Below are 26,964 nucleotides of genomic sequence, written 5' to 3' on the forward strand. Positions count from 1 at the left end.
ACCAATCACCAATCACGAATCACCGCTTTCGGAGAAAGCAATGAAGCAGATCCAGGACGCCTACATCGTCGCCGCCACCCGCACCCCGGTCGGCAAGGCGCCGCGCGGCGTGTTCCGCAATACCCGCCCCGACGACATGCTCGCGCATGTCCTCAAGTCCGTGGTCGCGCAGGCGCCGGGCATCGAACTCGACCGCATCGAGGACGCGGTGATCGGCTGCGCCATGCCCGAGGGCGAGCAAGGCATGAACGTGGCCCGCATCGGCGTGCTGCTGGCTGGCCTGCCCGACACCGTGGCCGCGCAGACCATCAACCGCTTCTGCTCGTCGGGTCTGCAGGCGGTGGCGCTGGCCGCCGACCAGATCCGCCTGGGCAACGCCGACCTGGTGCTGGCCGGCGGCACCGAGAGCATGAGCATGGTGCCGATGATGGGCAACAAGGTGGCGCTCAGCCCCAGGGTGTTCGATGGCGACGAGAACGTCGCCATCGCCTACGGCATGGGCATCACCGCGGAAAAGGTCGCCGAGGAGTGGAAGGTGTCGCGCGAGGACCAGGACGCGTTCGCGCTGGCCTCGCACCGCAAGGCCATCGCCGCCATCCAGGCCGGGGAGTTCGCCGACGAGATCAGCCCCTACGAGGTGATGTCGCGGGTCCCGGACCTGGCCGGCAATACCGTGCAGCTGCGGCGCCGGCTGGTCGACACCGACGAGGGCCCCCGCGAGGACTCCACGCTCGAGGGCCTGGCGCGGCTGCGCCCGGTGTTCCGCAACGGCCAGTTCGGCGGCACCGTGACCGCCGGCAACTCCTCGCAGATGAGCGACGGCGCCGGTGCGGTGCTGCTGGCCTCGGAGCAGGCGCTGAAGGACTACGGCCTGACCCCGCTCGCGCGCTTCGTCAGCTTCTCGGTGGCGGGGGTGCGGCCGGAGGTGATGGGCATCGGCCCGATCGCGGCGATCCCGAAGGCGCTCAGGCAGGCCGGGCTGAGCAAGGACCAGATCGACTGGATCGAGCTCAACGAGGCCTTCGCCGCGCAGGCGCTGGCGGTGATCCGCGACTCGGAGCTGGACCCGGACAAGGTGAACCCGCTCGGCGGCGCGATCGCGCTGGGGCACCCGCTGGGGGCGACCGGAGCGGTGCGCACCGCCACCATCGTCCACGGGCTGCGCCGCCGCAGGCGGAAGTACGGTCTGGTGACGATGTGCATCGGCACCGGCATGGGCGCCGCCGGCGTGTTCGAGGCGCTGTAGGCCGGAACGACGCGCCGCGCCGCGCCCACCCGGTGGTGGACGCGGCGCGGCGCTCACCGCACCCGCGCGGCGAACTCGGAACGGTTCCCGTCCCAGATGATCCGGATGCCGCTGACCTGGCCGTTCTCGCCGCGGACGAACTCGAAGTCGGTCGCGCTCTCGCGCATGAAGAAGCGGGTCGGCGAGGCCGGATGGAACTCGGTGGCCGGCGTGCCTTCGGCGGTGGCGACCAGCCGCCCGTCCGACACGGCGATCGAGATCAGCAGCGAGTTGGACGGCACCAGGTAGTTCCCCGCGTACTCGCGCAGGATCCGTTCCGGCACCTCCACCGTGGTGCGCAACCCGCCATCCGCGGCCGCCGCGGCCGTGCCGCCACCGCGCAGCGCCGCCAGCCATGCCCGCGCCTGGCCCTCGTCGAAGGCGGTGCGCAGCGCGCGATCCCCCTCCCCGGCTGGATCGAGCAGCAAGGCGCAGAGCCGTGCGGCGTCCGCCGCGGTCACGGTGCCGTCGAGCATTCCGAGCGCGAACGGCTCGATCGCCGCCGCCGCCGCGCGCCTGTCCTGCGGGTCGAGCGGCGACCCTTGCACCAGCGCGGTATCGGCGGCGTGCAGCAGGGCGGCCATGAACGATGGCGAACGCGACACCATCTGCAGCAGCTGCTCCAGGCGCGGACCGGAGACCGATCGCAGATAGCGCCACATCTCCGCGTCGCGGGCCCGCAGCCATCCGGCGCCGTCCGGTACGGCGGCCTCGATGATCGCGCGCATCGGCAATTCGCCGTTGGAGCCGTTGCTGAGGATCACCAGGCCGTCCCGCGCGGCAGGACGGGCGAGTACGAAACTGCGCACGCCGGGTTCGCGGCCATCGTGCCAGAGCGTTTCCGCCCCGTCGGCCCGCAGCAGCTTCCAGCCGAGGCCGAAGCGCTCCACGGGGTCGTCGTGGGCCGCCTGGGGCCGCTGCATGTCCGCGAACAGGTCGCGCGGAAGGCCCGCGCCCTCGACCACCCAGGCGACGAAGCGGCCATAGTCGCCGACGGTGCTGAACATGTTCGCGGCGGCATTGGCGCGGCGGCTGCGCGCCTGGGCGGTGTCCAGCGGCTCGGCGGATTCGTCGTGGCCGGTTGCCAGTCGGCCTTCCCAGCGGCCGTCCCAGCCGAACGAACTGGCTTGCATGCCCGCTGGGGCCAGTACGCTCGTTTCCATCAACGCGGCCATCGGCTGCCCGGTGGCGTGCTCGAGCGCGCGCCGGAGGTATTCGTAGCCTTCGCCCGAGTACTCGTGTCGCGCGCCGGGCGCGAAGGCGAACTCCAGCTTGCCACCGCCCCGCCAGTTCTGGAAGCCGGTCTGGTGGCTGAGCGCGATGCGCGGCGTCAGCGCGTGCCGGCGCGGGTCCGCGGCGATGTCGGGATCGACCCAGAACGACGACAGGTCCGCATCGAGGTCGAGCCGGCCTTCGGCGGCCAGTCGTACCGCCAGCATCGCGAACACGGGCTTGGTCAGGGAGGCCACGTTGAACACCGTGTCCTCCGTCGCGGCGCTGCCGGGGCTGCGTTCGCCATAGACGCGGGTCCAGGCCACGCCGCCGTCTTCGATCCGCGCGACCGCCACGGCGGGCACCCGGGCACGGTGGATGAGCTCGGGCACGGTCTCGTCGAGCGCGGCCGCGGCCGGCGGTTGCGCCGCGTTCGCGGAGCCATGCAGGCCGGCCACGGCCAGTGCCGCGGCCAGGGCGGGTGCGATGCCGTACTTCATGTCTCGTTCTCCTCTGTCGGAAAGGTGGTGCGGACTGCGGGCAGGCGCGCCCGCGGCGGGACGGATCCGCCGTGCTGCGGTAAATCCGGGAGGCTCCGCGGATGCGGAGCGGCGATCAGGCCGGTGGCCGGCGTCTGGCGAAGTGATAGGCGAGCGACCCGACACCCGCCGCGGCGAACAGCAGCCCGAAGGCGGCCGGGTCCTTCGCGTCCAGGCCGAACAGGTCGATGGCGCCGAAACCCAGGCCCATCGCCACCAGCACCAGACCCCAGCGCAGCGAGGATTGGCGCCGGAACTCGTGGTCGGCCGCGGCCAGCGAATGCACCAGGTCCTCGGTGGCGTGGGTCTCCGCCAGGCGGCGGCGCAGCCGCGCCTCCACTACGATGCGGACCACCACGACGATGCAGGCGGCCAGGAAGAACGGGATCAGGATGGCCAGGATGTCGAACATGCAAAGGCTCCGGGAAGATGGCGCAGTGCTGCCGTTGCAGGGATTGAGTCCACCGCGGGGCCTGCGGTTGCAGGCGGCATCGCGAGGGCGCGGCGGGCGCGGCGGCGACGGCTGCAACCGCCGCGCCCCCGGTGGCGTCTGTCCCGGGCATGGATGAGGACAGGCAGGTCGTTGCCGCCGTGCTGGCCGGACGGCCCAGGGCGTTCGAGGCGCTGGTCAGGCGCCACGAGCGGCTCGTCTGGCATCTCGTCTTCCGGATGGTGCAGCATCCCGAGGAAACCCGCGAGCTCTGCCAGGAGGTCTATCTGCGGGTTCACCAGCGACTGCACCAGTTCCGCTTCGAGAGCGCGCTGTCCACCTGGATCGGCCGCATCGCGTTCGGCGTGGCCTCCCGCCACCTGCGGAAGCGGCGGATCCCGCTGCAGGAGCCGGGCGAGGACGATGCGCGTGGGGGCCTGGAGGGCATCGCCGACGGCTGCGACCTCCAGGAACGGCACGAGCGCGAGGACATGGCGGCGCATCTGGCTCGCGCCGTCGCCCGGCTGCCGCCGCTGCAGCGGACCGTCGTGACCCTCTACCATCTCGACGAACTGGGCATCGCCGAGATCGCACTGATCACCGGGATGCCCGCGGGAACGATCAAGAGCCACCTGTTCCGGGCCAGGGTCCGGTTGCGCCATGAGCTGCCGGAATCGGCGGGAGAACGCGAATGAACCATATCACCGCGGAACGGCATGCCCGGCTGCAGGCCGCGGCCGAACGGGAGCCCGCGACGGACCAAGCGGGCCTGGACCTGGAGGGCATGGAGATCGAGGCCTACCGGAGGCTGTACCGGGGCCTCCGCGAGGTCCCGCTGCCGGAGCCGCCGGAGTCCTTCGCCGCCGACATGGCCCGGCTCGTCGCCGACCACGAGGAGCGTGCAGGGCTGGAGATCTGGGCGCTGCGGGCCACGGTGGCGGTGGCCGCCGCGGGTGTGGCCGCCCTCGCGCCGGCACTGGCGCCCGCCGTTTCGGCATTCGCCGACGCCGCCGGAGCGCTGCCGTGGCCGCTGCTCCTGGCAGCGCTCGCCGCCGCGCTGGCAGGAGGGACGCTGGACCGCGCCGCGGGCCGTCGTTGAGCCTGCCGGGCGGGACGCGGCACCGCGCCCGTGCGTTCCCGGCGGGCGAGTCCGCAGTTCGCGGAACTCGGCTCAGTCGATCTCGCGCACGCCGAGTTCGTCGAGGGCGCTCTGCATCATCGTCGCGGCGGCCTCGCTCAGCTTTTCGTGGTCGAGCGCGTAGCGAATGGTCGCCTCGATCAGGCCGATATGGGTTCCGCAATCGAAACGCGTGCCGCGGAACCGGTACGCGCTGACGGGGTGGTCCTGCAGCAGCCGCGCGATCGCGTCGGTCAGCTGGATCTCGCCGCCGGCCCCGGCGTCGGTGGATTCGAGCAGATCGAAGATCCGCGGATCCAGCACGTAACGGCCCACCACCGCCAGGGTGCTGGGCGCATCGTCGGGACTGGGCTTTTCGACCATCCCGCGGATGCGGCCTTCCCGCCCGGTGAAGTCGTCGGTGGCGACGATGCCGTAGCTGCCGGTCTGGTCTCGGGGCACGTCCTGCACCGCGATCATGCTGGAACCGGAAGCCTCGGCCGCATCGGCCATCTGCTTGAGCGCACCGTCGCCGCGGTTCCAGATGAGGTCGTCCGGCAGCATCACCGCGAACGGCTCGTCGCCGACCACCGGCCTGGCGCAGAGCACCGCGTGCCCGAGGCCGAGCGCCTCGGCCTGGGTGACGAACACCGCGCGCACGTTGCGCGGCAACGGGTTGCGCACCATCTCGAGCTGTTCCAGCTTGCCGGCCCTGGCCAGCTTGTCCTCGAGCTCGTAGGCCTTGTCGAAATAGTCCGCGACCGCGTGCTTGTAGCGGTTGGTGACGAAGATCAGGGTGTCGCAGCCGGCTTCGATCGCCTCGTCGACCGCGTACTGGATCAGCGGCCGGTCGACGATCGGCAGCATCTCCTTGGGGACGGTCTTGGTGGCGGGAAGAAAGCGGGTGCCGAGCCCCGCCACGGGGAAAACAGCCTTCCTGATACGTCGCTTCATGGGTCTCCGTCAGGTCCTTCGTGCATGTCTGGCCGGGAAGGACACCACGGTCGCCGCGTACTGTTCGCCGCTGTCCATCTGCGGGAGGAACTCCGGCACGGTCTCGCGCAATACCCTGGCCATGGTGTCCAGATCGTAGATGCCGATCGCCTCGCGGAGCGCGGCCGTGGCACCGAATACCTGCTCCGCAACGATCTCCCGGGCCTCGGCCTGGAGGATCTTGGGGTGGGCGGTCGGGCGGTAGCGCTCCTCGGCATGAAACAGGGTCTCGTGCAGCTTCTCGCCGGGCCGCAACCCGGTGTAGACGATGGCGACATCGCGTTCGGGGTGTTTGCCGGCCAGGCGGATCATCTGCTCGGCCAGCAGCCGGATCGAGACCGGTTCTCCCATGTCCAGCGTGTAGATCGCGTGTCGGGAACCGATCGCCGCGGCCTGCAGGATCAGCTGGCAGGACTCGGGAATGGTCATGAAGTAGCGCGTGACCTCCGGATCGGTCACCGTGACCGGGCCACCGCTTCGGATCTGCTCGCGGAACAGCGGCACCACGCTGCCTGCCGAGTCGAGCACGTTGCCGAACCGCACGGTGACGAAACGCGTCGACTGCGGATCCGACTTCGCCTGGCAGACCATCTCCGCCAGGCGCTTGGTGGCGCCGAGCACGTTGACCGGATCCACCGCCTTGTCGGTCGAGATCAGCACGAACGTCGCCACGCCCGCGGCCTGGGTCTGGGCGGCCACGGTCTCGGTGGCGAGCACGTTGTTGCGCACCGCCTCGCGCATCTGCGTTTCCAGCACCGGCACCTGCTTGTAGGCGGCGGCATGGAAGACCGCCTCGGGCGAGGACAGCGCCAGCGCGTGACGGATCACCGCGGGATCTCCGCAATCGCCGAGCACGGGCACGCACTGGATCTGCGGGAAGTCGCGGCGCAACTGCGCCTCGATGGTGCTCAACGCCAGCTCGTCCATCTCGACCACGGCGATCTGGCGCGCGCCGTGACGCGCGCACTGGCGGCAGAGCTCAGAGCCGATCGAGCCGCCGCCGCCGGTGACCAGGACGCTGCGACCCCCGAGCCAGCCCCGGATCGATTTCCAGTCCGGCGTCACCGGCTGGCGCCCGAGCAGGTCCTCGATCGCGACTTCCTTCAGCTCGCCGGGCAGCGAACGCCCCTCGAGCAGATCGTCGAGTCTGGGCACGGTGCGGAACGGCAGCCCGGTCTCCTCGCACGCGGCGACCACGTGGCGCATCGCCGCCGCGTCCAGCGAGGGCATGGCGATGATCAGCAGCCTGGCGGCGGTTTCCGGCGCGATCCGCGCCACGTCCTTCACCCGGCCCAACACCGGCACGCCCTGCAGATGGCTGCCGTGCAGCTTGGCGGCGTCGTCCAGGAAGCCGACCACCTGGTAGGCGCCGGCCCTGCGCAGGTCCCGCAGCAGCGCCTCGCCTGCCTGGCCCGCGCCGAGGATCAGCACCCGCACCGCGGTCTGGTCGGTGCGGCTGAGGCTGTAGTCCTTCCAGCTGCGATAGAGCAGCCGCGGCATCCCCAGCAGCGCCGTCAGCACCACCGGGTACAGCACCAGCACGGTGCGCGGCACCTGGTCCAGGCGGTTGTACAGGAACAACGCGAGCACGATCGCGAACAGCCCGAACAGGCTGGCCTTCAGGATGTTCACCAGGTCGGGCATGCTCGCGAAGCGCCATACCCCGCGATACAGGCCGACCCGCCACAGCACCAGCCCCTGGGCGGCCAGGATCAGGGCGATCTCGACCGACCACCACGGCAGCGGGGCCGCGAACGGCTGCATCGAGAGCCTGAACTGGTGCAGGCCGATCCAGCACAGCCAGACCATGAACAGATCGTGCCCGACGATGGCCGCACGGGGCATCGTGATGGCGGCGCGGTCCTTCCAGCGCTTCATTCGTGTGCTTGTTCCTTGCCTGGAGGTGAGGCGCCGGCCCGCAGGATCGCCCATGCCCAGCCCCCCGCCAGGCACCACGCCGCCGCGGCTGCAATGATATATCGCGCATCGAGACCGCGGGTGGCCAGCATCGTCAGCACCGCCGCCCCGCTCCAGGCCGCGTACGCCAGGGTGACGGGCGGGTGCCGGCCGATGCGGCGGGCCCAGCACTGATAGGCGTGCTGCACATGCGGTCTCCACCAGGCTTCACGGCGAAGCATGCGCGTACCCAGCGTGAGTGCGGCATCAACGAGGAACGCCGACAGCGGCAACAGCAGCAGCGCCCAGTGCGCAGGACCCTGCTCCAGCCGCGGCGCGAGCAGCACCAGCAGCCATGCCAGCGCCAACCCCAGGGCGCCGCTGCCGACATCGCCCAGGAAGATCGCCGCACGCGGAAAATTGAATGGCAGGAATCCCAGGCAGGCGGCGCCCAGACTGAATGCCAACACAACCGCGGCGCCGCCCTCGGGACCGGCGGACGCCAGCACCCCGTAGCCGATCGCGGCGATCGCCCCCTGGCTGGCGGCCAGGCCGTCGATGCCGTCCATGAAGTTCCAGACGTTGACCAGCACCAGCGTGGCCAGGACGCCGCTCGCCGCGAGCAGCGGGCCGTGGCCGGCGTGCAGCACGGCGGCGCCCAGCAGCAGCCCGGCCACCGCGTGCATTGCCAGGCGCAGCCCGGCCGACAGCGCGCGGTGGTCGTCGATCCAGCCTACCGCGGCCACCAGCAGCAACCCGGCACCGCCCGCCAGCAGCAGCATGCGCTCGCCGGGATACCACCAGGACAGCGCCAGCGCCGTCACCAGCAGGCAGGCGACGATGGCCACCCCGCCCCCGCGCGGGGTGGCCACGCGATGGCTGCGACGCTCGCCCGGATGGTCGAGCAGGCGGCGACGCAGCGCGTAGCGGCGCGCCAGGCAGGTCCCGGCCGCTGCCAGCGCCACCTGCGCGCAGCTCCAGGCCAGCAGCGGCATCGGCGACGCCGCGATCGGCGCCACCGTCATCCGGCAGCCACCCGCTGGCGGCCGGAACAGCGGCGCCGCGCCCTACACCACCGCATAGTTGAGCAGCGGCTTGATCGAGCCCCATTCCTTGCAGCTCGGGCACTGCCAGTGGTGGCTGCGCGCGCCGAACCCGCAGCGGCCGCACCGGTAGCTGGGATTGCGCACGAGCAGCTGGTCGGTGATGTGCTTGAGGTCGTGGAGGGTTCGCGTCGGATCCGCGTTGGCTTCCGCCAGGGTCAGCTCGATCAGCGCGGCCTCGCCCCGCACCGACGGCCGGTCCTTGAGTTGCTCCGCCAGGTAGGCGCGGGCCTCGCCGACCCCCTGCTCGGTCTCGATCAGCCGGGCCAGCGCGAGCACCGGCGCGATCCCGCGGTAGTGCTCGGTCATCTCGGCGAGGAAGGCCCGGGCGCCGGGACCGTCGCCGATGCGGGCATGGGCCGCGAGCAGCGCCGGCAGGATCTCGGGCAGGAAGTCGGTGTCGTGGCGGGCGGCGCGCTCGAACGCACGGATCGCGGCGGCGTCGTTGCCCGCCTCGCGCTCGATCCGGCCCTCGAGGATGCCGGCGCGGACCGATTTCGAGTCCGCGGCGTAGGCGCGCGCCACCGCGGCGCGCGCGCCGTCGATATCGCCGGTCGAGAGCAGGCGCTCGGCGAGCTCGCACTCGAAATGCCCGACCAGCTTGCCCATCGGCTCGCCCGTGGCTTCCTCGAAGCGGGTCGCGTTCTCGATCGCCTTGGGCCAGTCGCGCTCGGCCTGGTAGATGCTGATCAGGTGGCGCAGGGCCTGCGGCGCGCGCTGGTCGAGCGCCGCCAGCTCGGTGAACACGGTCTCCGCCCGGTCCAGCAGCCCCGAGCGCATGTAGTCCTCGCCCAGCGCGAGCAGCGCCTGCACCTTCTGCTGGTCGCTCAGGTCCGGGCGCTGGACCAGCCCCTGGTGCAGGCGGATCGCCCGGTCGACCTCGCCGCGCCGGCGGAACAGGTGCCCGAGCGCGACCTGGGTCTCGAAGGTTTCCTTGTCGAGTTCGGCGATGTGCAGGAACAGCTCGATCGCCTTGTCCGGCTGTTCGTTGAGCAGATAGTTGAGGCCGCGGAAGTAGGTGGTCGACAGCCGGCTGACCTGGGTGTCGCTGTGCCGCTCGCCGCCGCGGCGGCCGATCACCCAGCCGCTGAGCGCGGCGATCGGCAACAGCAGGAAGAACCAGAACCACTCGGTGACGAAGGCCATCGCTCAGACTCCATGCCCGGGATCCGCGCCGGGCGGCGCAACGGTCCGGGGCGGCGGCGCCTGCGCGCGCCGTAGCCGCTGGCGCAGCGGCAGCACCACCGAGACCGTCAGAATCATCCCGCCCACCAGCACCCCGCAGAGCAGCGCGACCAGCAGGGCGACGCCGAGCGTGGCGTGCAGGACCACGAATCCGAGATCCAGGGCGATCGCCTGCGGGTTCAGCGCCCCGATCAGCACGCCGGCGGCGATGCAGAGCAGGGCCACGAGGAAACGGAGGGGTCGCATGATCGACGCAGCTTAACCCGGACGGCGGCCGGAACGGCGTTCAGTCGTCCGCCGGCAGCGGGACCACGTCGCTGACCCGCTCGCGCAACTCCTTGCCGGGCTTGAAATGGGGAACGTGCTTGCCCGGCAGCGCCACCGCGTCGCCGGTCTTCGGATTGCGGCCGGTCCGCGGCGGGCGGTAGTGCAGTGAAAAACTGCCGAAACCGCGGATCTCGATGCGCTCGCCGTGGGCCAGCGAACCGCCCATCATCTCCAGCAGCGACTTCACCGCCAGATCGACGTCGTCGGCCTTGAGGTGGGCCTGCCGCTCGGCGAGGATCTCGATCAGTTCCGACTTGGTCATGGCCACCGATTTCCGCATCAGGAAGGCGGCCGACGGCCCGGTCCGTACCGGGCCGCCGACGCGCGCACTCACTCGGACTTGTTGCCTTCCAGCTGCTCTCGCAGCAGCGCGCCGAGCTTGGTGGTACCGCTGGAGGCCTCCGCCGCGACCTTGTTGTACTCGGCCAGGGTCTGGGCGCTCTCGGCCTCGTCCTTGGCCTTGATCGACAGCTGCAGGGTACGGCCCTTGCGGTCCATGCCCACGAACTTGGCCTCGATGGTGTCGCCGACCTTCAGGTGCTGGGTGGCGTCGTCGACGCGCTGGTCGCTGATGTCGCGGGCGGCCACGTAGCCTTCCACGCCCTCGGCGATGTCGACCATGGCGCCCTTGGCGTCGACCTCGCGGACGGTGCCGCTGACCTTCGAGCCCTTCGGGTTGGACGCCATGAACTGGCCGAACGGGTCCTGCTCCATCTGCTTGACGCCGAGGCTGATGCGCTCGCGCTCCGGATCGACCGCCAGCACCACCGCCTGCAGGGTGTCGCCCTTCTTGAGGTTGCGGGCGACGTCGTCGCCGCTGGTGTTCCAGCTCATGTCGGAGAGGTGGATCAGGCCGTCGATGCCGCCGTCCAGGCCGATGAACACGCCGAAGTCGGTGATCGACTTGATCTGGCCCTCGACCTTGTCGCCCTTCTTGTGGATCGCGGCGAAGGTCTCCCAGGGGTTCGAGGTGACCTGCTTCATGCCCAGCGAGATGCGGCGGCGCTCCTCGTCCACGTCGAGCACCATGACCTCGACCTCGTCGCCGACCTGCACGACCTTCTGCGGGTTGACGTTCTTGTTGGTCCAGTCCATCTCCGACACGTGCACCAGGCCTTCGACGCCGGGCTCGATCTCGACGAACGCGCCGTAGTCGGTGACGTTGGAGACCTTGCCGAACACCCGGGTGTTGGACGGGTAGCGGCGGGCGATGTTGTCCCACGGATCCTCGCCCAGCTGCTTCAGGCCGAGGCTGACGCGATTGCGCTCGCGGTCGTACTTGAGCACCCGCACTTCCAGCTCGTCGCCCACGTTCACCACTTCGGACGGATGGCGCACGCGCTTCCAGGCCATGTCGGTGATGTGCAGCAGCCCGTCGATGCCGCCCAGGTCCACGAACGCGCCGTAGTCGGTGAGGTTCTTGACCACGCCCTTGAGCACCGCGCCCTCGACCAGCTTCTCGAGCAGCTGCTCGCGCTCTTCGGAATGCTCGCTCTCGACCACCGCGCGGCGCGAGACCACCACGTTGTTGCGCTTGCGATCCAGCTTGATGAGCTTGAACTCGAGTTCCTTGCCCTCGAGGTACACCGGGTCGCGGACCGGGCGCACGTCGACCAGCGAGCCCGGCAGGAACGCGCGGACGTCCTTGATGTCGACGGTGAAGCCGCCCTTGACCTTGCCGCTGATGCGGCCGGTGACGGTTTCGTTCTTCTCGAGCGCCTCCTCGAGTTCGTCCCACACCATCGCGCGCTTGGCCTTCTCGCGCGACAGCACGGTCTCGCCGAAGCCGTTCTCCAGCGCATCCAGCGCCACCTTGACGGTGTCGCCCACGGCGATGTCGATCTCGCCGTCGTCGTTACGGAACTGCTCGATCGGGACGATACCCTCGGACTTGAGGCCGGCGTTGATCACCACCACGTCGGTGCGCACCTGCACCACGACGCCGCTGACGATGGCGCCCGGCTTCAGCTTGGCCAGGTTGCCCTGGCTCTGTTCGAACAGTTCTGCGAATGATTCGGTCATTGTCTGATTACTCGGTTGATGACACAGACCGCGGCGGCGCGAATCGGAACTTCGGCTGCGCGCGGCGGTCCACCCGTTGGTCGGCCTTGCGGAATGCGTATGGCCGTGAGTGTTGAAGGTGAAACGGGATCCGCCGGCGGACCGGCGGGGCGGTTCTGCCGGAGGGCCGGCCCTGGCCGCCTGCGGCGGTTACGGCTGGACCAGTGCGAGCACTCGCTCGACGACCGCTTCGATCCCCAGGCCGGTGGTGTCGATGCGGACGGCGTCGTCGGCCGGCCGCAGCGGCGCCACCGCGCGATGGGCGTCACGGGCGTCGCGGGCGAGAATCTCGCGCAGCAGACCGTCCAATGTAACCGAAACCCCCTTGTCCTTCAACTGCTTATAGCGCCTTTCGGCGCGCTCGTCCGCGCTCGCGGTCAGGAACACCTTGTGGCCGGCATCGGGAAAGATCACCGTCCCCATGTCGCGCCCGTCCGCGACCAGCCCCGGCGCCCGACGGAACGCCCGCTGCCGGTCGCGCAGCGCCGAGCGCACCTCCGGGATGGCGGCGATCGCGGAGGCGGCGGCGCCGGCGGTCTCGGTACGCAGCTCGTCGGTGGCGTCCACACCGTTGATGATCACCCGCGGCTCCCCGGCCGGATCGGCGCGGAAGCCGATGTCGGTATCGAACGCGCAGCGGACCAGGGCGGCGGGATCGGCCAGGTCCAGGTCGGCCCAGCCCGCCGCCACCCCGACCGCGCGGTACAGCGCACCGGAGTCGAGATAGTGCCAACCCAGGCGCGCAGCGACGGCCCGGCTGATGGTGCCCTTGCCGGAGCCCGACGGGCCATCGATGGTCAGCACGGGAATCTCGGAGGTCTCTGGCATGGCGGCTCGCCCTGGGAAGATCGGGCCATTATCCGGGCTGGGCGGCCGTCGCGCGCGCGGGGCGGGGCCCGGCAGGACCGCGCTTGCCGGCAGGGCGAGCGCCCCTGTATCATCGCCGGTTTGATTCCGCCATAACCGTCCCGAGGTTCCATCATGAAGGTCCTGTCCTCTCTGAAGTCGGCGAAGGCCCGTCACCGCGATTGCAAGGTCGTTCGTCGTCGCGGCAAGGTCTTCGTGATCTGCAAGTCCAACCCCCGTTTCAAGGCTCGCCAGCGCTGAGTCGCGGGCGATGCCGCGGCCGGTTTCACCGGCTGCCGCAGACCGGACGGGGCCGCAGCGATGCGGCCCCGTTTCTCGTTCCGGAATCCCGTTTTGCGACGCCGCACCCCTTCCCGCCCCGCCCCGCCGGCTGCGGCCGCGCGGATTCTGCTTACAATCGGCCGTCCACACGAGGAGCCGCGCCATGAACCGTCCTGTCCTTGCCCTGCCCCTGCTGGCCCTGCTGGCGGTCGCCGGCGCAGCATCGGCCGATGTCCTGCTGGTCGACCGTGCCCAGGCGCAGCCCGAAGGCGCGCTGCCCGCGCGCGGCATGCGCATGGCCGACGTCGAGGCCCGGTTCGGCGCCCCCACCCAGAAGCTGGACCCGCGCGGCGGCCAGAAGCGCCAGTGGCCGACCATCAACCGCTGGGTCTATCCGGCCTTCACCGTGTACTTCGAGCGCGATCGCGTGGTCGACGCGGTGCTGAACCGCGCGGCCAGCAACGAGGTCGGTCCGAAGCCGGCGATCCGCTGATCCGCATGCCAGCGCTCGCCGCCGTTCCCTCCGTTCCCGCGGTACCGCCGACCGGCCGATGACCGCAACCGCAGCGCGCTTCCCCGCGGAATGGGAGCCCCAGGCCGCGATCCTGCTGGCCTGGCCGCATGCCGGCACCGACTGGGCCGAGCGCCTCGCCGAGGTCGAGGAGACCTATATCGCCCTGGTCGGAGCGATCGCCCGCTTCCAGCCCGCCCTGGTCTGCGTGGCCGACGCCGACGTCGAGGCCTATGCCCGCGCACGGCTGGCCTCTGCGCGGATCGACATGGCCCGGGTCCGGTTTCTGCCGCTCGACTACGACGACACCTGGCTGCGCGATACCGGCCCGGTCACTCTGCGCGACGGTGCCGGCTTCCGGATGCTGGACTTCCGCTTCACCGGCTGGGGCGGCAAGTTCGCGGCCGATCGCGACGACCGTCTCGCCGGGCGCCTGCACCAGCTTCCGGAGTTCTCGGGAAACGGGCTGCAGGCCATCGACTTCGCGCTGGAAGGCGGCGCCATCGAAACCGACGGCCAGGGCAGCCTGCTGACCACCTGGCGTTGCCTGCACGAGCGCCACCCGGACGTGGGCCGCGAACAGCTGGAAACGCGGCTGCGCGGGTGGCTGGCACAGGAACGGGTGCTGTGGCTGGAGCACGGCTATCTGGAAGGCGACGACACCGACGCCCATATCGACACCCTGGCCCGCTTCGCCGCCGCCGACGCCATCGTCCACCAGGCCTGCGACGATCCGGACGACGCCCATCACGCGGAACTGGCGGCGATGGCGGAGGAACTGGCGGCGCTGCGCGACCGGCAGGGCCGGCCCTACCGCCTGTTCGCGCTGCCGTGGCCGCGGCCGATCCACGATGGCGGGCGCCGGCTGGCCGCCTCCTACGCCAATTTCCTCATCGTCAACGGCGCGGTGCTGATGCCGGCCTATGGCGACCCGGCCGATGGCGCGGCCCAGGCGCTGCTGCAGCGCGCCTTCCCGGACCGCGAGATCGTGCCGGTGCCGTGCCGGGCACTGATCTGGCAGAACGGCAGCCTGCATTGCCTGACCATGCAGCTCCCCGCCGGGAGCGTCGCGCTCTGAGCCGCCGCGGACCGGTCCCGGGCGACGTTCCCGCAGCCCACACGTCGCCGGCCGTACACTTGCGTCCCAGTCCCAGAGCCGTTTCCGCATGAAGCACAAGCGCCTTCCCGTCGCCCTGGTCCAGGAACGCAACCATGGTTCCGCCGAAGCCAACCTCGCGGTGATCGGCGAGCGCGTGGCCTCCGCCGCCGCCGGCGGCGCGCGCCTGGTGCTGCTGCAGGAACTGCACAACGGCGCCTATTTCTGCCAGCACGAAAGCGTCGACGAGTTCGACCTGGCCGAGCCGATCCCCGGGCCCAGCACCGAACGGCTCTCGGCGCTGGCGCGCGAGCACGGGGTGGTGCTGGTCGGCTCGCTGTTCGAGCGCCGCGCCGCGGGCCTGTACCACAACACCGCGGTGGTGTTCGAGTCCGACGGCTCGATCGCCGGGCGCTACCGCAAGATGCACATCCCGGACGATCCGGGGTTCTACGAGAAGTTCTATTTCACCCCGGGCGACCTCGGCTTCAACCCGATCGACACCTCGGTCGGCCGGCTCGGCGTGCTGGTGTGCTGGGACCAGTGGTACCCGGAGGGTGCCCGGCTGATGGCGCTGGCCGGCGCCGAACTGCTGCTCTACCCCACCGCGATCGGCTGGGACCCCGGCGACGACGACGCCGAGAAGCAGCGCCAGCGCGACGCCTGGATCCTCAGCCACCGCGGCCATGCCGTTGCCAACGGCCTGCCAGTGCTGTCCTGCAACCGCGTCGGCCACGAGCCGTCGCCGCTGGGGGCGGCCGGCATCGATTTCTGGGGCAACAGCCACGTGCTCGGCCCGCAGGGGGAATTCCTCGCCGAGGCCGGCGGCGCTTCGGACGTGTTGCTGGCCGAGGTCGACCTGGCGCGCAGCGAGCACGTGCGCCGGATCTGGCCGTTCCTGCGCGATCGCCGGATCGACGCCTACGCGGACCTGCAGCGCCGCTACATCGACTGAGCGGGGTCGCCGGGCGGGCCGGGCCGGCCGGAGTCGCCGGCGGCAGTGACGAACCGGCGACGGACGGCCATTGACCGGAACGAACGGTCGTGCTTTTATCCCCGGCATGGTCGCCACTGCCGCCACTCCCACCAAGGGCGCCGCCACGCGCGAGGTCATCCTCGCGCGCGCCTTCGAACTCGCCTCGGCCAATGGCCTCGAGGGCCTCACCATCGGCAGCCTCGCCGATCAGGTCGGGATGTCGAAGAGCGGGGTCTTCGCCCATTTCGGCTCCCGCGAGGATCTGCAGCTGGCGGTGCTGGAGCTGGCGGGCAGGCGCTTCGTCGACGCGGTGCTGATGCCGGCGCTCAAGACCCGGCGCGGCCTGCCGCGGCTGCGCGCGATCATGCGCAACTGGCTCGAATGGGGCAGGACGACCGTGGGCGGCTGCGTGCTGCTGGGCGCCGTGGGCGAGTACGACGACCGTCCCGGGCCGCTGCGCGACCACGTGGTGGCGCAGCAACGCCAGTGGCGCGCCGAGATCGCGCATGCGGTGCAGCTGGCGATCGACAGCGGCGAACTCGAGCCGCGGACCGACCCCGAACAGATGTCGTTCGAGCTGTACTCGATCGCCCTGATCGTGCATTTCGACTCCGGGCTGTTCGGCTACGCACCCGCCCTGGCGCGGGGCCAGGAGGCGCTGCGGCGCCTGCTGCGCGCCTACGGGGTCGCCGACTCGGGCGAAGCCGCCGCGCCGGATCGTCGCGATTCCTGAAACGGCCGGCCCCCTGCCGACGCTATCCCTTTCCCCAAAAAAAGCACGATCGTTCGAGCTATCAGGAGCATCGAGATGAACAGCGTTTCGCCCCCGGCCGTCGTCGCGGACACCCGTGCGCCCACGAACATCCCGTGGATTCCGGACGACTGGCGCACCGCCACGCTGCGCGGCGCGATCCGCGCGCTCTGCCTGGTGTCGCCGCGCGCGGCGGAGCGCCTGGTCATGCGGATCTGGTTCACCCCGCCGCGGCTGCCGCTGCGGTCCGAGGCCGCGGCGTTCCTTGCCGGCGGCGAGCGGTTGCCGCTGCGCGTTCACGGGCGTCGGGTGGCGGCATGGACCTGGGGCGCGCAGCACGCGCCAGCGGTCCTGCTGATGCACGGCTGGGGCGGGCGCGCCGCCCAGTTGCGCGCCTTCGTTCCGCCGCTGCTGGCGCGGGGCATGCGGGTGGTGGCGTTCGACGCTCCCGCCCATGGCGAGTCCGAACCCAGCCGGCTCGGCGGCGGGCGGGTGAGTTTCATCGAGTTCGCCGCGGCGCTGCGCGAGGCCGAGGCCGCTGCCGGCCCGTTCGCGGGGCTGGTGGCGCACTCCAGCGGCTGTACCGCGGCCGCGCTGGCGATCCGCGACGGGTGGAGGCCGCCGCCACGGATCGCGTTCATCGCTCCGTTCGTGCATCCGCACCGCTACATGGCTCCGTTCGCCGCCACGCTCGGGATCAGCGCGACGGTGATGGACCGGTTCCGCGACCGGGTCGAACGCGAGTTCGGGCGCCCCTGGAGCGACTTCGAGATCGCGCGGCTGCCGCCCGCGCCCTCGCTCCCGCCGCTGCTGGTGGTGCACGATCGCGAGGACGCCGAGGTCCCGATCGGCGACAGCGAGCGCCTGGCCGCGCAGTGGCCGCGGGCGCGGCTGCACCCTACCACCGGACTCGGCCATCGCCGCCTGCTCGGGGATCCGGCGGTGATCGCGACGGTCGTGGGAACCGTCGCCGCTCCCGCCGCCGCTGCCGCACCGGCCACGCCGGCGGACGGCCGCGACGAACTCGACCGCTGGTTCGCAGCGCTCGAGCGTGTGTGCTGATCCTCCGGGCCGCCGGTTTGCCGACGCCCTCGCCAGCCTCTATGCTGCGGCGCCGTTGACGCCGCGCATGCGGCCGTCCCGCCCGCCAGGGCGGGCCCTCCGCTCCCGGCCCCCGACCCATGACCGAACCCCGGAACGACGGCCTGCACGGCCAGCCGCACGCGATCGTCGAACGCGATGGCGTGCGCTATACCCTGCTCGGCACCGCCCACGTCTCCCGCGCCAGCGTCGAAGCGGTGCGTGCCGCGATCGCCAGCGAGCGCTTCCATGCGGTCGCGATCGAACTCGACCCGGCGCGGATGCAGGCGCTCACCCAGCCCGACGCGCTGGCGAGGATGGACCTGGTCAAGGTGCTGCGCGAAGGCAAGGCGGCGCTGTTCGCCGCACATCTGGCGCTGGCGGCCTACCAGCGGCGGCTGGCCGAGCAGCTGGGCATCGAGCCGGGCGCCGAGTTGAAGGCGGCGGCACAGGACGCGCAGGCACGCGCGCTGCCGCTGCACCTGATCGATCGCGATGTCGGCCTCACCTTCAAGCGCGCCTCGCAGCGCCTGGGCTGGTGGGGACGGGCGAAGCTCGGCGGCGGGCTGTTGGCCGGGATGTTCGTCGACGAGGAGCTCGGCGAGCAGGAGATCGAGAAGCTCAAGGAGGGCGACATGCTCGAGGCCGCGTTCGGCGAGTTCGCGGCCGACACGCCGGCGTTGTACGACACCGTGATCGCCGAGCGCGACCGCTACATGGGCGCTCGCCTGCGCGAGAGCGCGCCGGCGCCGGTGGACCGCGGCGCGAACCCTTACGAGGTCCTGGCCGTGGTCGGTGCCGGGCACCTGCAGGGGCTGGCGCGGCATCTGCGCGAGGACCACGATCCGCCCGCCGACGTGCGCGCCGCGCTCGAATCGGTGAAGCCGAAGTCGTCGATCCCGTGGTTCACCCTGTTCCTCGCGGTGTTCGTGCTCGGCGGGTTCGCGTGGGGCTTCTGGCGCGGCGGTTTCGAGGTCGGGACCGAGCTGATGCTGCAGTGGGTACTGGTCACCGGGGGCCTCGGCGCGCTCGGCTGCGCGATCGCAGGCGGGCATCCGCTGAGCATCCTCGCCGCGTTCGTCGCCTCGCCGCTCACGCCGCTGCACCCGGCGCTCGCGTCCGGCACGGTGAGCGCGCTGGTCGAGGCTTCGTTGCGCAAGCCCACCTACGCCGACTTCATGGCGCTGCGCGACGACGTACAGAGCTATCGCGGCTGGTGGCGCAACCGGGTCTCGCGGGTACTGCTGAACTTCTTCCTCACCAGCCTCGGCACCGCGATCGGGGTCTGGACCGGCGGCCTGCGGATGCTCGGCGAGCTGGTCGGCTGAGCCGCCGGCGGGCCGTCACCGGGCCGGCAGCCCATCGCTTTCAGGCGCGCGCGCGGCGCCCTGCCCCGGCGCGCCGCGCGCGCGCCGCAGCAGCCGCGAGGTGCCGTTGCTCAGGTCGTCGAGAATGGCGTAGATGGTCGGCAGGAACAGCAGGCTGACCACGGTCGAGAACGCCAGCCCGCCGGCCACGGCGCGCGCCATCGGCGAGTACGCCAGGCCGCCGAGCACCACGGTGTCGCTCAGCGAGATCGGGATCATCGCCAGGATCGCCGTGCCCATGGTCATCAGGATCGGGCGCAGCCGTTCGCGGCTGCCCTCCACCAGCGCATCGGTCCGGCTCATGCCGCGGCGGCGCAGGTTGTTGATGTGCTCGACCATGACGATGCCGTTGTTCACCACCACCCCCATCAGCACCAGGATGCCGATGAAGGCCATGATGGTGAACGAGGTGCCGCTGAGCCAGAACAGCCAGAACACCCCGAAGATCGAGAACAGCACGCAGCTCATGATCGCCGCGGGGAACAGCAGCGACTCGAACACGGCCGCCATCACCACGTAGATCATCACCAGCGCCAGCACCAGGTTGAACAGCATCTGCTGCATCGCCTGCTGGTCGTCCTCGAAACCGCTGCCCGAGAAGCTGTAGCCGTAGCCCGGCGGGAACGCGATGGTGTCGAGCGTCGCCTCCAACGCCGTGCGCGCATCGGGCATGGTGGTCTCGCCTTCCAGGTTGGCCTCGACGGTGAGCGTGGTCTGGCGGTCGGTGCGGCTGATCTGGTTGGCCGCGCCGATCACGGCGATGTCTACCATCGCCAGCAGCGGCACGCTGCGGCCGTCGGGAGTGCGGATCATGAAGGTGGCGATGTCCTCGGCCCCGTAGCTCTCCGCGCCCTCGAAACGGGCCCAGACCGGCACCTCGCTCTCGCCGCGCCGGAACTCGCGCAGCTGGCTGCCGCGCAGCGCCAGGCCGACGAAGCTGGCGACCTGTTCGGCGTTGAATCCGAACGCCGCCGCGCGCTCGCGGTCGACGCGCACGGTCAGTTCGTCGTTGCGGTCGCCGATGTCCAGGCGCACGTCGCGCAGCTCGGGACGGCGCTCGAGGATCGGGACGATGTCGTCGCCGAGTTCACGCAGCTGCTGGGCGCTGTCGCCGACCAGCTGCACCTGGACGTTCTGGCCCATGCCGCCGCCCCCGCCTCCCTGGTTGCCGTCCTCGATCCCGATCACGGCACGGGCGGACTTCGGCAGCGCCTCGCTGATCGCCTCCCCCAGCGGTCCGGTGTCCTTCACCCCGTCGGCGAAGGTCAGCATGGTTCCGGCGCCACCCTGCTCCGAGTACCAGGAATAGATCTGGGTGATGCGGTACTCGTCGCGGCGGGCATCGAGGAAGTCCTCGACCCGCGCCACCTCCTCGGACATCTGCGCCTTGGTGTAGCTGCCCTTCCACTGGTAGTAGACCTGCAGTTCTCCGCTGCTGCCGCCGCCGAACATGTCGAACTTGGTGCGCGTCATCGGTACCACGCTCACCGCCACGATCAGCAAGATACCGACCACGCTCCAGCCGCGGTTCTCCAGGGTCCAGCGCAGCAGGCGTGCATAGCGCGCCTGCATGCGCGGGATCAGGCCGTCCGGCCTGCTGACCGCCGGCGGAGTCTTCATCCGCGACGACAGCATCGGGATCAGGCTCACCGCCACCAGCCACGACGCCAGCAGCGACACCGAGATGGTGATCGCGATCTGCGCCATGAAGATGCTGACGTTGTTGGTCTCGCCCAGCAGGTTGGGCAGGAACACGATGCAGTGGCATACGGTGCCGGCCGAGAGCGCGATCGCGACGTGCCTGGTGCCGACGATCGACGCGTACCAGGGCCGGTCCGGGTAGCGCTCGCGCTCCTGGTAGATGCTCTCGACCACCACCACCGCGTTGTCCACCAGCATGCCGACCGCCAGCAGCAACCCCATCAGGGTCAGCACGTTGAGGGTCACGCCGAAGAAATGCATGAACCCCAGGGTCATGATGAAGCAGATCGGGATCGCCAGCGTCACCATCAGCGTCGACGGCCAGTGGCGCAGGAAGAAGAACAGCACCGCGATCGACAGCAGCAGGCCGATGGCGCCGGCCTCGGCCAGTTCCAGCAGCGAGCCGGTGACCTCGTCGCCGAGGTTCTGGATGATCTTGATCTCGATGCCGCCGAGCCCGGGCCCCTCGCGGGCGGCATCGATCTCGCGCAGCGCCGCCTTCGACACCTCGACCAGGTTGGCGTCGCGCTCCTTGAAGATGTCCAACCCCACCGCCGAGCGCCCGTCGAGGCGCCGGCCGTAGTCCATCCGCGCCGGGCGCAGGCGCACGTCGGCGACGTCGCCCAGCCGCAGCCCGCGCTCGTTCAGCGAAAGCTCGCGCAGCTGCTCCAGGTCCTCGATCTCGCCCACCGGCTGCACCCGCAGGCGCCGGCCGCCGTCCTCGATCAGCCCGGCCGAGACCGAGAAGTTGGTTGCCTGCAGGCGCTCGGCCAGGGCGTTGAGCTCCAGGCCGTGCGCGCTCAGCCGGTCCGGATCGATCGCGATCTCGACCTCGTTCGGCGGCGCGCCGCTGATCTCGACCCTGGCCACGCCGGGGACCCGCTCGACCCGCCGCTTGAGCTGGCGGTCGATCAGGTCGTAGGCGCCGGTCAGGTCGGTGTCGCCGGCCAGCCGCACCCGCAGCACGGGCTCGTCGCTGGTCGAGAACTTGCGGACGAAGTAGCGGCGGAAGTCGTCGGGCAGTTCGTCGCGGATCGCGTCGATGCGCTCGCGCGCATCCGACGCGGTGACCGAGATGTCGCGGTCCCAGTCCGAGAACTCGATGAACACGAACGCGCCGTCGGCGTTGGCGTTGGCGCGCATGCGCTTGATGCCGCTCATCGTCGCCAGCGCCTCCTCGACCGGACGCAGGACGTTGCGCTCCACCTCCTCCGGCGAGGACCCCTCGTATGGCAGCTGCACGAACAGGAACGGCGCCGACACGTCGGGCAGCGCTTCCAGCGGCAGCCGGAACGACGCGATCAGGCCCACCACGCACAGCGACACGAACAGCATCACCGTGGTGACCGGTCGCTTCAGGCTGAGCTCGGCGATGCTCATGCGTAGCCCGCTCCGGGGTCGTCGGCGCCGGCCGCGGCCAGCCGCGCGCGGTTGCGGCGGCCTCGTTCGAGGTAGTGCGCGTCGCCGCGGCGGTCGAGCAGGTCGTACACCACCGGGATCACCAGCAGGGTCAGCAGGGTGGAAACCAGCAGTCCGCCGATCACCGTGATCGCCATCGGCGAGCGCACCTCCGCGCCCTCGCCGAACGCCAGCGCCAGCGGCAGGAACCCGAACAGGGTGCACAGCGTGGTCATCACGATCGGGCGCAGGCGCGAACGCGCGCCCTCGACCAGCGCGTCGCGCTTGGCCACGCCGGACTCGCGCAGCTGGTTGACCTTGTCGATCAGGATGATCGCGTTCTTCACCACCAGGCCGACCATCAGGATCAGGCCGATGAACACCACCACCGAGATCGTGTTGCCGGTCACCAGCAGCGCCAGCACCGCGCCCACCAGCGCCAGCGGCACGGTGAACAGGATCACGAACGGATGCAGCAGCGATTCGAACTGCGAGGCCATCACCAGGTAGACCAGGAAGATCGCCAGTGCGAAGGCGAACAGCAGCGAGCCGATCGACTCGGCCAGCTCCTCGCCCTGGCCGCCGATGTGCAGGCCGATGCCGGCGCCGAGCGGGTCCTCGGCCACCATCTGCCGCACCTCGGCCACGGCGGCGCCCAGGTCGATGCCGCGCAGGTTGGCAGAGACCACCGCCACCCGCACCTGGTCGGCCCGGTGGATCTCGCTCGGGCCGGTGGTGGCGATCACGTCCGCCACCGACGACAGCCGCACCGGCCGCGCCGCGCCCGGGTTGACGATCAGGTTGCGGATGCTCTCCACCGAATCGCGCTCGCCCTCGCGGGCGCGTACCAGCACGTCGATCTTGCGATCGCGGAAGTTGTAGCGGGTCGCCACCTCGCCGCGCACCGAGCGCACCACCGCGTCGGCGATGGCGCGCGTGGTCAGGCCGAGGGCACCGGCACGCGCCTGATCGAACACGATCTGGATCTCCGGCGCGCCCTGCTCCACCGTCGACTTCACGTCGGCGTAGTGCGGATTGGCGCGCAGCATCGCCGCCATGCGCTGGCCGGCGGTGGCCAGCGCATCCAGATCCTGGCCGCGCAGCTCGATCTCCAGCGGGGTCGAGAAGCTGAACAGCGCCGGGCGGCTGAAGTCCACCTGCGCCTCCGGATAGCGCGCCATCGTGGCGCGCAGCCTTTCGGTCAGCACCGCCTCCAGTTCGCGGCTGCCGCCGCCGGCCATGACCACCGTGAGCTTGCCGATGTTCTCGCCGCTCTCGGTGGGGTTGGCGTCCAGCCGGGTCCCGCTGCCGCTGACCCCGAACAGAGCCTCGATGCCGTCCTCGCCGGCATGCGTGGCCTGCACCTCGCGCACCACCCGGTCGGTCTCGCGCAGCGGCGTGCCGGGCGGCAGCTTGACCGTCATCTCGAAGCGGTCCTGGGCCAGCTGCGGGATCAGGTCGGTGCCGAGCAGCGGCAGCACCAGCAGGCTCGCCGCGAAGGCGGCCGCCGAGACCCCGAGCACCAGCCCGGGCCGCCGCAGCGCGCCCGGCAGCGCCCGCAGGTAATGGCGCTCCGCGCGCCCGTAGGGCGCCATCGCGAGATCGCTGGCCTTGCCCATCACCGGCGAGACCACCGCCACCAGCCCGCGCCACAGCCGCACCAGCAGCCAGGCGAGGGCGAAGAACGCCCCACGGATGCCGGCGCCGATGCCGCGGCCGGTCGCCGCCACCGGCTTCTGCCAGGTCCGCCGCGGCCGCCAGTCGGGGTGCGGCGGTTCGTCCGGGAATGCCATCGGCGCGCGATCCTTGAGCGCGCTGAGCATCGGGATCAGGGTCATCGACACCACCAGCGAGATGCCCACCGCCAGCGCCACGGTCATCGCCTGGTCGCGGAACAGCTGCCCGGCGATGCCGTCGACGAACACCAGCGGCAGGAACACCGCGATGATGGTCAGGGTGGAGGCGACCACCGCCATGCTCACCTCGCGCGCCCCCTCGATCGCGGCGGCGAGAATGCCCAGGCCGCGCTCGCGCGCCTTGGCGATGCTCTCCAGCACCACGATCGAGTCGTCGACCACCAGGCCGGTGGCCAGTGCCAGGCCGCTGAGCGACATCACGTTGAGGCTCAGCCCGAGCCGGTCCATGAAGAAGAACGTGGTGACGATCGAGACCGGCAGCGACAGGCCGACCACGAACGTGCTCCAGCCGCTGCGCAGGAACAGGAAGATGATCAGGATCGCCAGCGAGCCGCCCAACAGCGCGTCGAACTTGACGTCGGCGATCGCCGCGCGGATGAACTTGGACTGGTCGTCGACGACCGTCAGCTCCATGTCGGGCGGAACCTGCTCGCGGATCCGATCGAGCCTCTGGTGGACCGCGTCGGCGGTGGAGACCGTATTGGCGTCGCCTTCCTTGTAGATCGCCAGCTCCACCGCCTCGCGTCCGGCCAGGCGGATGATCGCCTCGCGCTCCTTGTAGCCCTGGCGCACCTCGGCCACGTCGCGCAGCCGCACCGGGCGGCCATCGGCGACGGCGCGGCTGTCGGCGGCGGCCGCGTTCTGCGCCGCCATCGCCGCGGCGAGCACGGAAGCGTCTCCCGACGCCGCGGCGATGCGCGCCACCTCGTCGGTACCGCCGCCGCTGCTGCCACCGCCCTGGGTGGCCACCAGCATGCCGCGGATCTCCTCGACGCTGGCGAACTGGTTCACAGTGCGCACCAGGTAGCGCTGGGTGCCCTGCTCCAGGCGGCCGCCGGAGAGATTCACGTTCTCCTGCTGCAGGCGCTGGATCACGTTTTCGATCGGCAGGCCGATGCGCGCCAACTGCTGCATGTCCAGCTCGACCTGGATCTCGTCCTCCAGGCCGCCGCCGACCTTGACCGCCGCCACCCCCTCGACCGGTTCGAGCTTCTTCTTCAGGTCGTCGTCGGCATAGCGGCGCAGCTCGGTGAGCTGGCGGACGCCGTCGCCGGCCTCGCCCTTCGCGCTCAGCGCCACCCGCAGGATCGGCTCGGTGGAGGGGTTGAAGCGCAGCAGCACCGGGGGTTGCACCTCGAATGGCAGCTGCAGCGATTCCAGCTTGTCGCGCACGTCAAGGCTGGCCTGGTCCATGTCGGTGCCCCAGGCGAACTCCAGCACCACGTCGGACTGCCCTGTGCGGGAAATCGACTTCAGCTTGCGCAGCCCCTTGACCACGCCCAGAGCTTCCTCGACCGGCTCGCTGATCAGGGTCTCGATCTCGGCCGGCGCGGCCCCGGTATATTCGGTGCGCACCGTGAGCGTGGGGTAGCTCAGGTCCGGCAGCAGGTTGACCCGCAGGTCGCCGAGCGCGATCAGGCCGAACAGCAGGAAGCTGATCGTCACCATCGCCACGGTGACGCGGCGGCGGGTCGAGAACTCGATCACTCCGCCGCGCGCAGCGGCGCCGCCGTCCTGGGGGCCGGCGCTGTCGTCGTGCGGGGCGCTCATCGGCTGTCGCCGTCGGCCCTGGCGGCCGCCGTCGCGGTCGCGGCCGGGGCGCCCCCGATCACCTGCACCTCGGTGCCGTCGCGCAACGCGACCTTGCCGGCGGTGACCACCTGGTCGCCGGGCTCCAGGCCCTCCCGGATCTCGACGAAGGCGCCGTCCTCGTAACCGGTCGTGACCGTGGTGCGCACCGCCTTGTCTTCCCGGATCACGTAGACGGCGGCATCGCCTTCGTCGTCGAGCAGCGCCACCCGGGGCACCGCGAGCGCGTCCTTGCGCTGGTCGTAGTCGATGCTGATCCGGCCGAACATGCCCGGCTGCAGCGACTCCCCGCCCTCGAAGGCGCAGATCACGCGGAAGGTCCCGCTACCGGCGTCGACCACCGGCGCGACGCGGTCGACCCGCCCCTCGAAGGTGGTACCCGGCAGCGCGTCCACCCGCATCGAGACCGGCTGCCCGGCCTTCAGCGTGGCCAGCTCGCGCTCGGGCACGTTGAGCGTCGCCTCCAGGCGCGAGTTGTCGACGATGCGCAGGATCGGCGTGTTGATCTGGACGAAGTTGCCGGTCTTGATCGAGCGCGAGGCGATCACGCCGGAAATCGGCGCGGTGACGTTGGTATAGGACAGTTCGAGCGCGGCCAGGCGATAGGCGGCACGCGCGTTCTCGAGGTCGTAGCGGAGCTGATCGTGTTCCCCGGCGCTGACCAGCTGCTGCGAGGCGAGCTGTTCCGAGCGGCGGAAGTTGTTCTCGAGCTTGCGCATCTGCGCTTCTATCTGAGCCAGATTGAGGCGCGCCCGGTCCGGATCCAGCCGCACCAGGGTCTGGCCGGCGCGAACCGTCTGCCCTTCCTCCACCAGTACCTCCAGCGCGACGCCGGAGGTCTTGGCCACCACCTGCGATTCGGCCAGCGGCTCGAGCGAGGCGGTTCCGGTATAGCTCGCGGCCACGGTACGGCGCGCGGCCGCCACGGTTTCCACCGGGACCGCCTGGGTCTCCTCTTCCGGCCCGGCCGCGGCTTCCCCGCCCTCGCGATCGCACCCCGCCAGCGCCACCACGCCGGCCAGCAGCAGCAAGGCCGGCCATCGCCGACGGCCGGAAATCCCTGGATTGGAAAGCATTTCGGAAAGCCCCGTTTGGTGTTGTAGTCATGTATATCACCCAAGCCTGCGCGGCCCATGCGCCGAAGGTCATGGTGACTGCCGTCGGTCCCGCTGCCGGAGCGGCGGAGCGGCAGGCTGGGTTGCGAATGGGCGGCAGGCTATACTGTCGGGATCGCGTGCAGGGGACGATCCGCGCGCGGCCCTGCGCCACAGCCAAGCACCATTCAGCCAACAGGATTGCGGA

The 26,964-nt window shown here is 70.8% G+C and carries 23 protein-coding genes; 10 read left to right on the top strand and 13 right to left on the bottom strand.

The window, feature by feature from the left end:
- Window positions 1-40 precede the first annotated feature (40 nt).
- Window positions 41-1,246 carry an acetyl-CoA C-acyltransferase gene (locus QFW77_RS00435; protein ID WP_280572164.1) on the top strand — a complete coding sequence of 402 codons (1,206 nt, stop codon included), beginning with the start codon at window positions 41-43 and terminating at the stop codon, window positions 1,244-1,246.
- 53 nt (window positions 1,247-1,299) lie between these two features.
- On the opposite strand, the gene QFW77_RS00440 is transcribed toward QFW77_RS00435, so the two are convergent.
- Both QFW77_RS00440 and QFW77_RS00445 read right to left on the bottom strand, forming a co-directional pair.
- Window positions 1,300-2,997 (bottom strand): serine hydrolase, encoded by a 1,698-nt coding sequence (locus tag QFW77_RS00440; RefSeq protein WP_280572165.1) that lies wholly within the window; start codon window positions 2,995-2,997, stop codon window positions 1,300-1,302.
- 115 nt (window positions 2,998-3,112) lie between these two features.
- Entirely contained in the window at window positions 3,113-3,448 is a 336-nt protein-coding gene (locus tag QFW77_RS00445; protein WP_280572166.1) for a DUF6249 domain-containing protein, read from the bottom strand.
- A 149-nt stretch (window positions 3,449-3,597) separates the two neighbouring features.
- Between QFW77_RS00445 and QFW77_RS00450 the strand changes: the two genes are divergently transcribed.
- Together QFW77_RS00450 and QFW77_RS00455 are read left to right on the top strand one after the other, a co-directional pair.
- Complete coding sequence (locus QFW77_RS00450; protein WP_280572167.1) at window positions 3,598-4,161, top strand: RNA polymerase sigma factor; 564 nt, start codon at window positions 3,598-3,600, stop codon at window positions 4,159-4,161.
- On the top strand, window positions 4,158-4,565 hold the full coding sequence (locus tag QFW77_RS00455) for a hypothetical protein (protein WP_280572168.1): 408 nt from the start codon (window positions 4,158-4,160) through the stop codon (window positions 4,563-4,565). The genes QFW77_RS00450 and QFW77_RS00455 overlap by 4 nt, the downstream gene beginning before the upstream one ends.
- A gap of 72 nt (window positions 4,566-4,637) precedes the next feature.
- Here QFW77_RS00455 and galU read toward each other — a convergent pair whose 3' ends face one another.
- The 8 genes from galU to cmk form a co-directional block, all read right to left on the bottom strand.
- Window positions 4,638-5,537: a UTP--glucose-1-phosphate uridylyltransferase GalU gene (gene galU / locus QFW77_RS00460; protein WP_280572169.1), complete on the bottom strand. Its 900-nt coding sequence runs from the start codon at window positions 5,535-5,537 to the stop codon at window positions 4,638-4,640.
- A 9-nt stretch (window positions 5,538-5,546) separates the two neighbouring features.
- Window positions 5,547-7,454, bottom strand: a complete 1,908-nt coding sequence (locus QFW77_RS00465; RefSeq protein ID WP_280572170.1) for a polysaccharide biosynthesis protein — start codon at window positions 7,452-7,454, stop codon at window positions 5,547-5,549.
- Window positions 7,451-8,467: an MraY family glycosyltransferase gene (locus QFW77_RS00470; protein ID WP_425603243.1), complete on the bottom strand. Its 1,017-nt coding sequence runs from the start codon at window positions 8,465-8,467 to the stop codon at window positions 7,451-7,453. The genes QFW77_RS00465 and QFW77_RS00470 overlap by 4 nt, the downstream gene beginning before the upstream one ends.
- Before the next feature lie 72 nt (window positions 8,468-8,539).
- Entirely contained in the window at window positions 8,540-9,721 is a 1,182-nt protein-coding gene (gene lapB / locus QFW77_RS00475; RefSeq protein WP_280572172.1) for a lipopolysaccharide assembly protein LapB, read from the bottom strand.
- A 3-nt stretch (window positions 9,722-9,724) separates the two neighbouring features.
- Window positions 9,725-10,006, bottom strand: coding sequence for a lipopolysaccharide assembly protein LapA domain-containing protein (locus QFW77_RS00480; RefSeq protein WP_280572173.1), 282 nt, complete (start codon window positions 10,004-10,006; stop codon window positions 9,725-9,727).
- Window positions 10,007-10,046: 40 nt separating this feature from the next.
- Window positions 10,047-10,349, bottom strand: a complete 303-nt coding sequence (locus QFW77_RS00485; RefSeq protein ID WP_180679774.1) for an integration host factor subunit beta — start codon at window positions 10,347-10,349, stop codon at window positions 10,047-10,049.
- 68 nt (window positions 10,350-10,417) lie between these two features.
- Window positions 10,418-12,109 (bottom strand): 30S ribosomal protein S1, encoded by a 1,692-nt coding sequence (gene rpsA, locus QFW77_RS00490; protein ID WP_280572174.1) that lies wholly within the window; start codon window positions 12,107-12,109, stop codon window positions 10,418-10,420.
- 189 nt (window positions 12,110-12,298) lie between these two features.
- A complete protein-coding gene (cmk, locus tag QFW77_RS00495; RefSeq protein ID WP_280572175.1) occupies window positions 12,299-12,976 on the bottom strand; it encodes a (d)CMP kinase in 678 nt (225 codons plus the stop codon).
- 153 nt (window positions 12,977-13,129) lie between these two features.
- Here cmk and ykgO point away from each other — a divergent pair, with 153 nt between their 5' ends.
- The 7 genes from ykgO to QFW77_RS00530 all read left to right on the top strand — a co-directional run bounded on the left by ykgO (window position 13,130) and on the right by QFW77_RS00530 (window position 19,018).
- The gene (ykgO, locus tag QFW77_RS00500; protein ID WP_010342887.1) at window positions 13,130-13,255 is read left to right on the top strand and encodes a type B 50S ribosomal protein L36; all 126 of its coding nucleotides are present in this window, start codon (window positions 13,130-13,132) and stop codon (window positions 13,253-13,255) included.
- 184 nt (window positions 13,256-13,439) lie between these two features.
- Complete coding sequence (locus QFW77_RS00505; protein ID WP_280572177.1) at window positions 13,440-13,769, top strand: hypothetical protein; 330 nt, start codon at window positions 13,440-13,442, stop codon at window positions 13,767-13,769.
- 58 nt (window positions 13,770-13,827) lie between these two features.
- The gene (locus QFW77_RS00510; RefSeq protein WP_280572178.1) at window positions 13,828-14,865 is read left to right on the top strand and encodes an agmatine deiminase family protein; all 1,038 of its coding nucleotides are present in this window, start codon (window positions 13,828-13,830) and stop codon (window positions 14,863-14,865) included.
- 88 nt (window positions 14,866-14,953) lie between these two features.
- Entirely contained in the window at window positions 14,954-15,838 is an 885-nt protein-coding gene (locus QFW77_RS00515; RefSeq protein WP_280572179.1) for a carbon-nitrogen hydrolase, read from the top strand.
- A gap of 106 nt (window positions 15,839-15,944) precedes the next feature.
- A complete protein-coding gene (locus tag QFW77_RS00520) occupies window positions 15,945-16,592 on the top strand; it encodes a TetR/AcrR family transcriptional regulator (protein WP_280572180.1) in 648 nt (215 codons plus the stop codon).
- Between the two features lie 75 nt (window positions 16,593-16,667).
- Window positions 16,668-17,672, top strand: coding sequence for an alpha/beta fold hydrolase (locus QFW77_RS00525; protein ID WP_280572181.1), 1,005 nt, complete (start codon window positions 16,668-16,670; stop codon window positions 17,670-17,672).
- 119 nt (window positions 17,673-17,791) lie between these two features.
- Entirely contained in the window at window positions 17,792-19,018 is a 1,227-nt protein-coding gene (locus tag QFW77_RS00530; RefSeq protein ID WP_280572182.1) for a TraB/GumN family protein, read from the top strand.
- 15 nt (window positions 19,019-19,033) lie between these two features.
- On the opposite strand, the gene QFW77_RS00535 is transcribed toward QFW77_RS00530, so the two are convergent.
- From QFW77_RS00535 to QFW77_RS00545, 3 genes are read right to left on the bottom strand one after another with little or no spacing between them, the layout of a single operon-like run.
- On the bottom strand, window positions 19,034-22,138 hold the full coding sequence (locus QFW77_RS00535; protein WP_280572183.1) for an efflux RND transporter permease subunit: 3,105 nt from the start codon (window positions 22,136-22,138) through the stop codon (window positions 19,034-19,036).
- Window positions 22,135-25,623 carry an efflux RND transporter permease subunit gene (locus tag QFW77_RS00540; protein ID WP_280572184.1) on the bottom strand — a complete coding sequence of 1,163 codons (3,489 nt, stop codon included), beginning with the start codon at window positions 25,621-25,623 and terminating at the stop codon, window positions 22,135-22,137. Before QFW77_RS00540 ends, QFW77_RS00535 begins: the two co-directional genes overlap by 4 nt.
- Entirely contained in the window at window positions 25,620-26,738 is a 1,119-nt protein-coding gene (locus QFW77_RS00545) for an efflux RND transporter periplasmic adaptor subunit (RefSeq protein WP_280572185.1), read from the bottom strand. The genes QFW77_RS00540 and QFW77_RS00545 overlap by 4 nt, the downstream gene beginning before the upstream one ends.
- Between the last annotated feature and the right edge of the window lie 226 nt (window positions 26,739-26,964).

Origin of the sequence: Luteimonas endophytica (assembly GCF_029887875.1) — a bacterium.
GTDB lineage: Bacteria > Pseudomonadota > Gammaproteobacteria > Xanthomonadales > Xanthomonadaceae > Luteimonas > Luteimonas endophytica.

What these genes read in the sequence shown, in the direction of transcription:
- QFW77_RS00435 (WP_280572164.1), top strand. Translation starts at nt 41, where the DNA reads ATGAAGCAGATCCAGGACGCCTACATCGTCGCCGCCACCCGCACCCCG.
- QFW77_RS00440 (WP_280572165.1), bottom strand. Translation starts at nt 2,997, where the DNA reads ATGAAGTACGGCATCGCACCCGCCCTGGCCGCGGCACTGGCCGTGGCC.
- QFW77_RS00445 (WP_280572166.1), bottom strand. Translation starts at nt 3,448, where the DNA reads ATGTTCGACATCCTGGCCATCCTGATCCCGTTCTTCCTGGCCGCCTGC.
- QFW77_RS00450 (WP_280572167.1), top strand. Translation starts at nt 3,598, where the DNA reads ATGGATGAGGACAGGCAGGTCGTTGCCGCCGTGCTGGCCGGACGGCCC.
- QFW77_RS00455 (WP_280572168.1), top strand. Translation starts at nt 4,158, where the DNA reads ATGAACCATATCACCGCGGAACGGCATGCCCGGCTGCAGGCCGCGGCC.
- galU (WP_280572169.1), bottom strand. Translation starts at nt 5,537, where the DNA reads ATGAAGCGACGTATCAGGAAGGCTGTTTTCCCCGTGGCGGGGCTCGGC.
- QFW77_RS00465 (WP_280572170.1), bottom strand. Translation starts at nt 7,454, where the DNA reads ATGAAGCGCTGGAAGGACCGCGCCGCCATCACGATGCCCCGTGCGGCC.
- QFW77_RS00470 (WP_425603243.1), bottom strand. Translation starts at nt 8,467, where the DNA reads ATGCCGCTGCTGGCCTGGAGCTGCGCGCAGGTGGCGCTGGCAGCGGCC.
- lapB (WP_280572172.1), bottom strand. Translation starts at nt 9,721, where the DNA reads ATGGCCTTCGTCACCGAGTGGTTCTGGTTCTTCCTGCTGTTGCCGATC.
- QFW77_RS00480 (WP_280572173.1), bottom strand. Translation starts at nt 10,006, where the DNA reads ATGCGACCCCTCCGTTTCCTCGTGGCCCTGCTCTGCATCGCCGCCGGC.
- QFW77_RS00485 (WP_180679774.1), bottom strand. Translation starts at nt 10,349, where the DNA reads ATGACCAAGTCGGAACTGATCGAGATCCTCGCCGAGCGGCAGGCCCAC.
- rpsA (WP_280572174.1), bottom strand. Translation starts at nt 12,109, where the DNA reads ATGACCGAATCATTCGCAGAACTGTTCGAACAGAGCCAGGGCAACCTG.
- cmk (WP_280572175.1), bottom strand. Translation starts at nt 12,976, where the DNA reads ATGCCAGAGACCTCCGAGATTCCCGTGCTGACCATCGATGGCCCGTCG.
- ykgO (WP_010342887.1), top strand. Translation starts at nt 13,130, where the DNA reads ATGAAGGTCCTGTCCTCTCTGAAGTCGGCGAAGGCCCGTCACCGCGAT.
- QFW77_RS00505 (WP_280572177.1), top strand. Translation starts at nt 13,440, where the DNA reads ATGAACCGTCCTGTCCTTGCCCTGCCCCTGCTGGCCCTGCTGGCGGTC.
- QFW77_RS00510 (WP_280572178.1), top strand. Translation starts at nt 13,828, where the DNA reads ATGACCGCAACCGCAGCGCGCTTCCCCGCGGAATGGGAGCCCCAGGCC.
- QFW77_RS00515 (WP_280572179.1), top strand. Translation starts at nt 14,954, where the DNA reads ATGAAGCACAAGCGCCTTCCCGTCGCCCTGGTCCAGGAACGCAACCAT.
- QFW77_RS00520 (WP_280572180.1), top strand. Translation starts at nt 15,945, where the DNA reads ATGGTCGCCACTGCCGCCACTCCCACCAAGGGCGCCGCCACGCGCGAG.
- QFW77_RS00525 (WP_280572181.1), top strand. Translation starts at nt 16,668, where the DNA reads ATGAACAGCGTTTCGCCCCCGGCCGTCGTCGCGGACACCCGTGCGCCC.
- QFW77_RS00530 (WP_280572182.1), top strand. Translation starts at nt 17,792, where the DNA reads ATGACCGAACCCCGGAACGACGGCCTGCACGGCCAGCCGCACGCGATC.
- QFW77_RS00535 (WP_280572183.1), bottom strand. Translation starts at nt 22,138, where the DNA reads ATGAGCATCGCCGAGCTCAGCCTGAAGCGACCGGTCACCACGGTGATG.
- QFW77_RS00540 (WP_280572184.1), bottom strand. Translation starts at nt 25,623, where the DNA reads ATGAGCGCCCCGCACGACGACAGCGCCGGCCCCCAGGACGGCGGCGCC.
- QFW77_RS00545 (WP_280572185.1), bottom strand. Translation starts at nt 26,738, where the DNA reads ATGCTTTCCAATCCAGGGATTTCCGGCCGTCGGCGATGGCCGGCCTTG.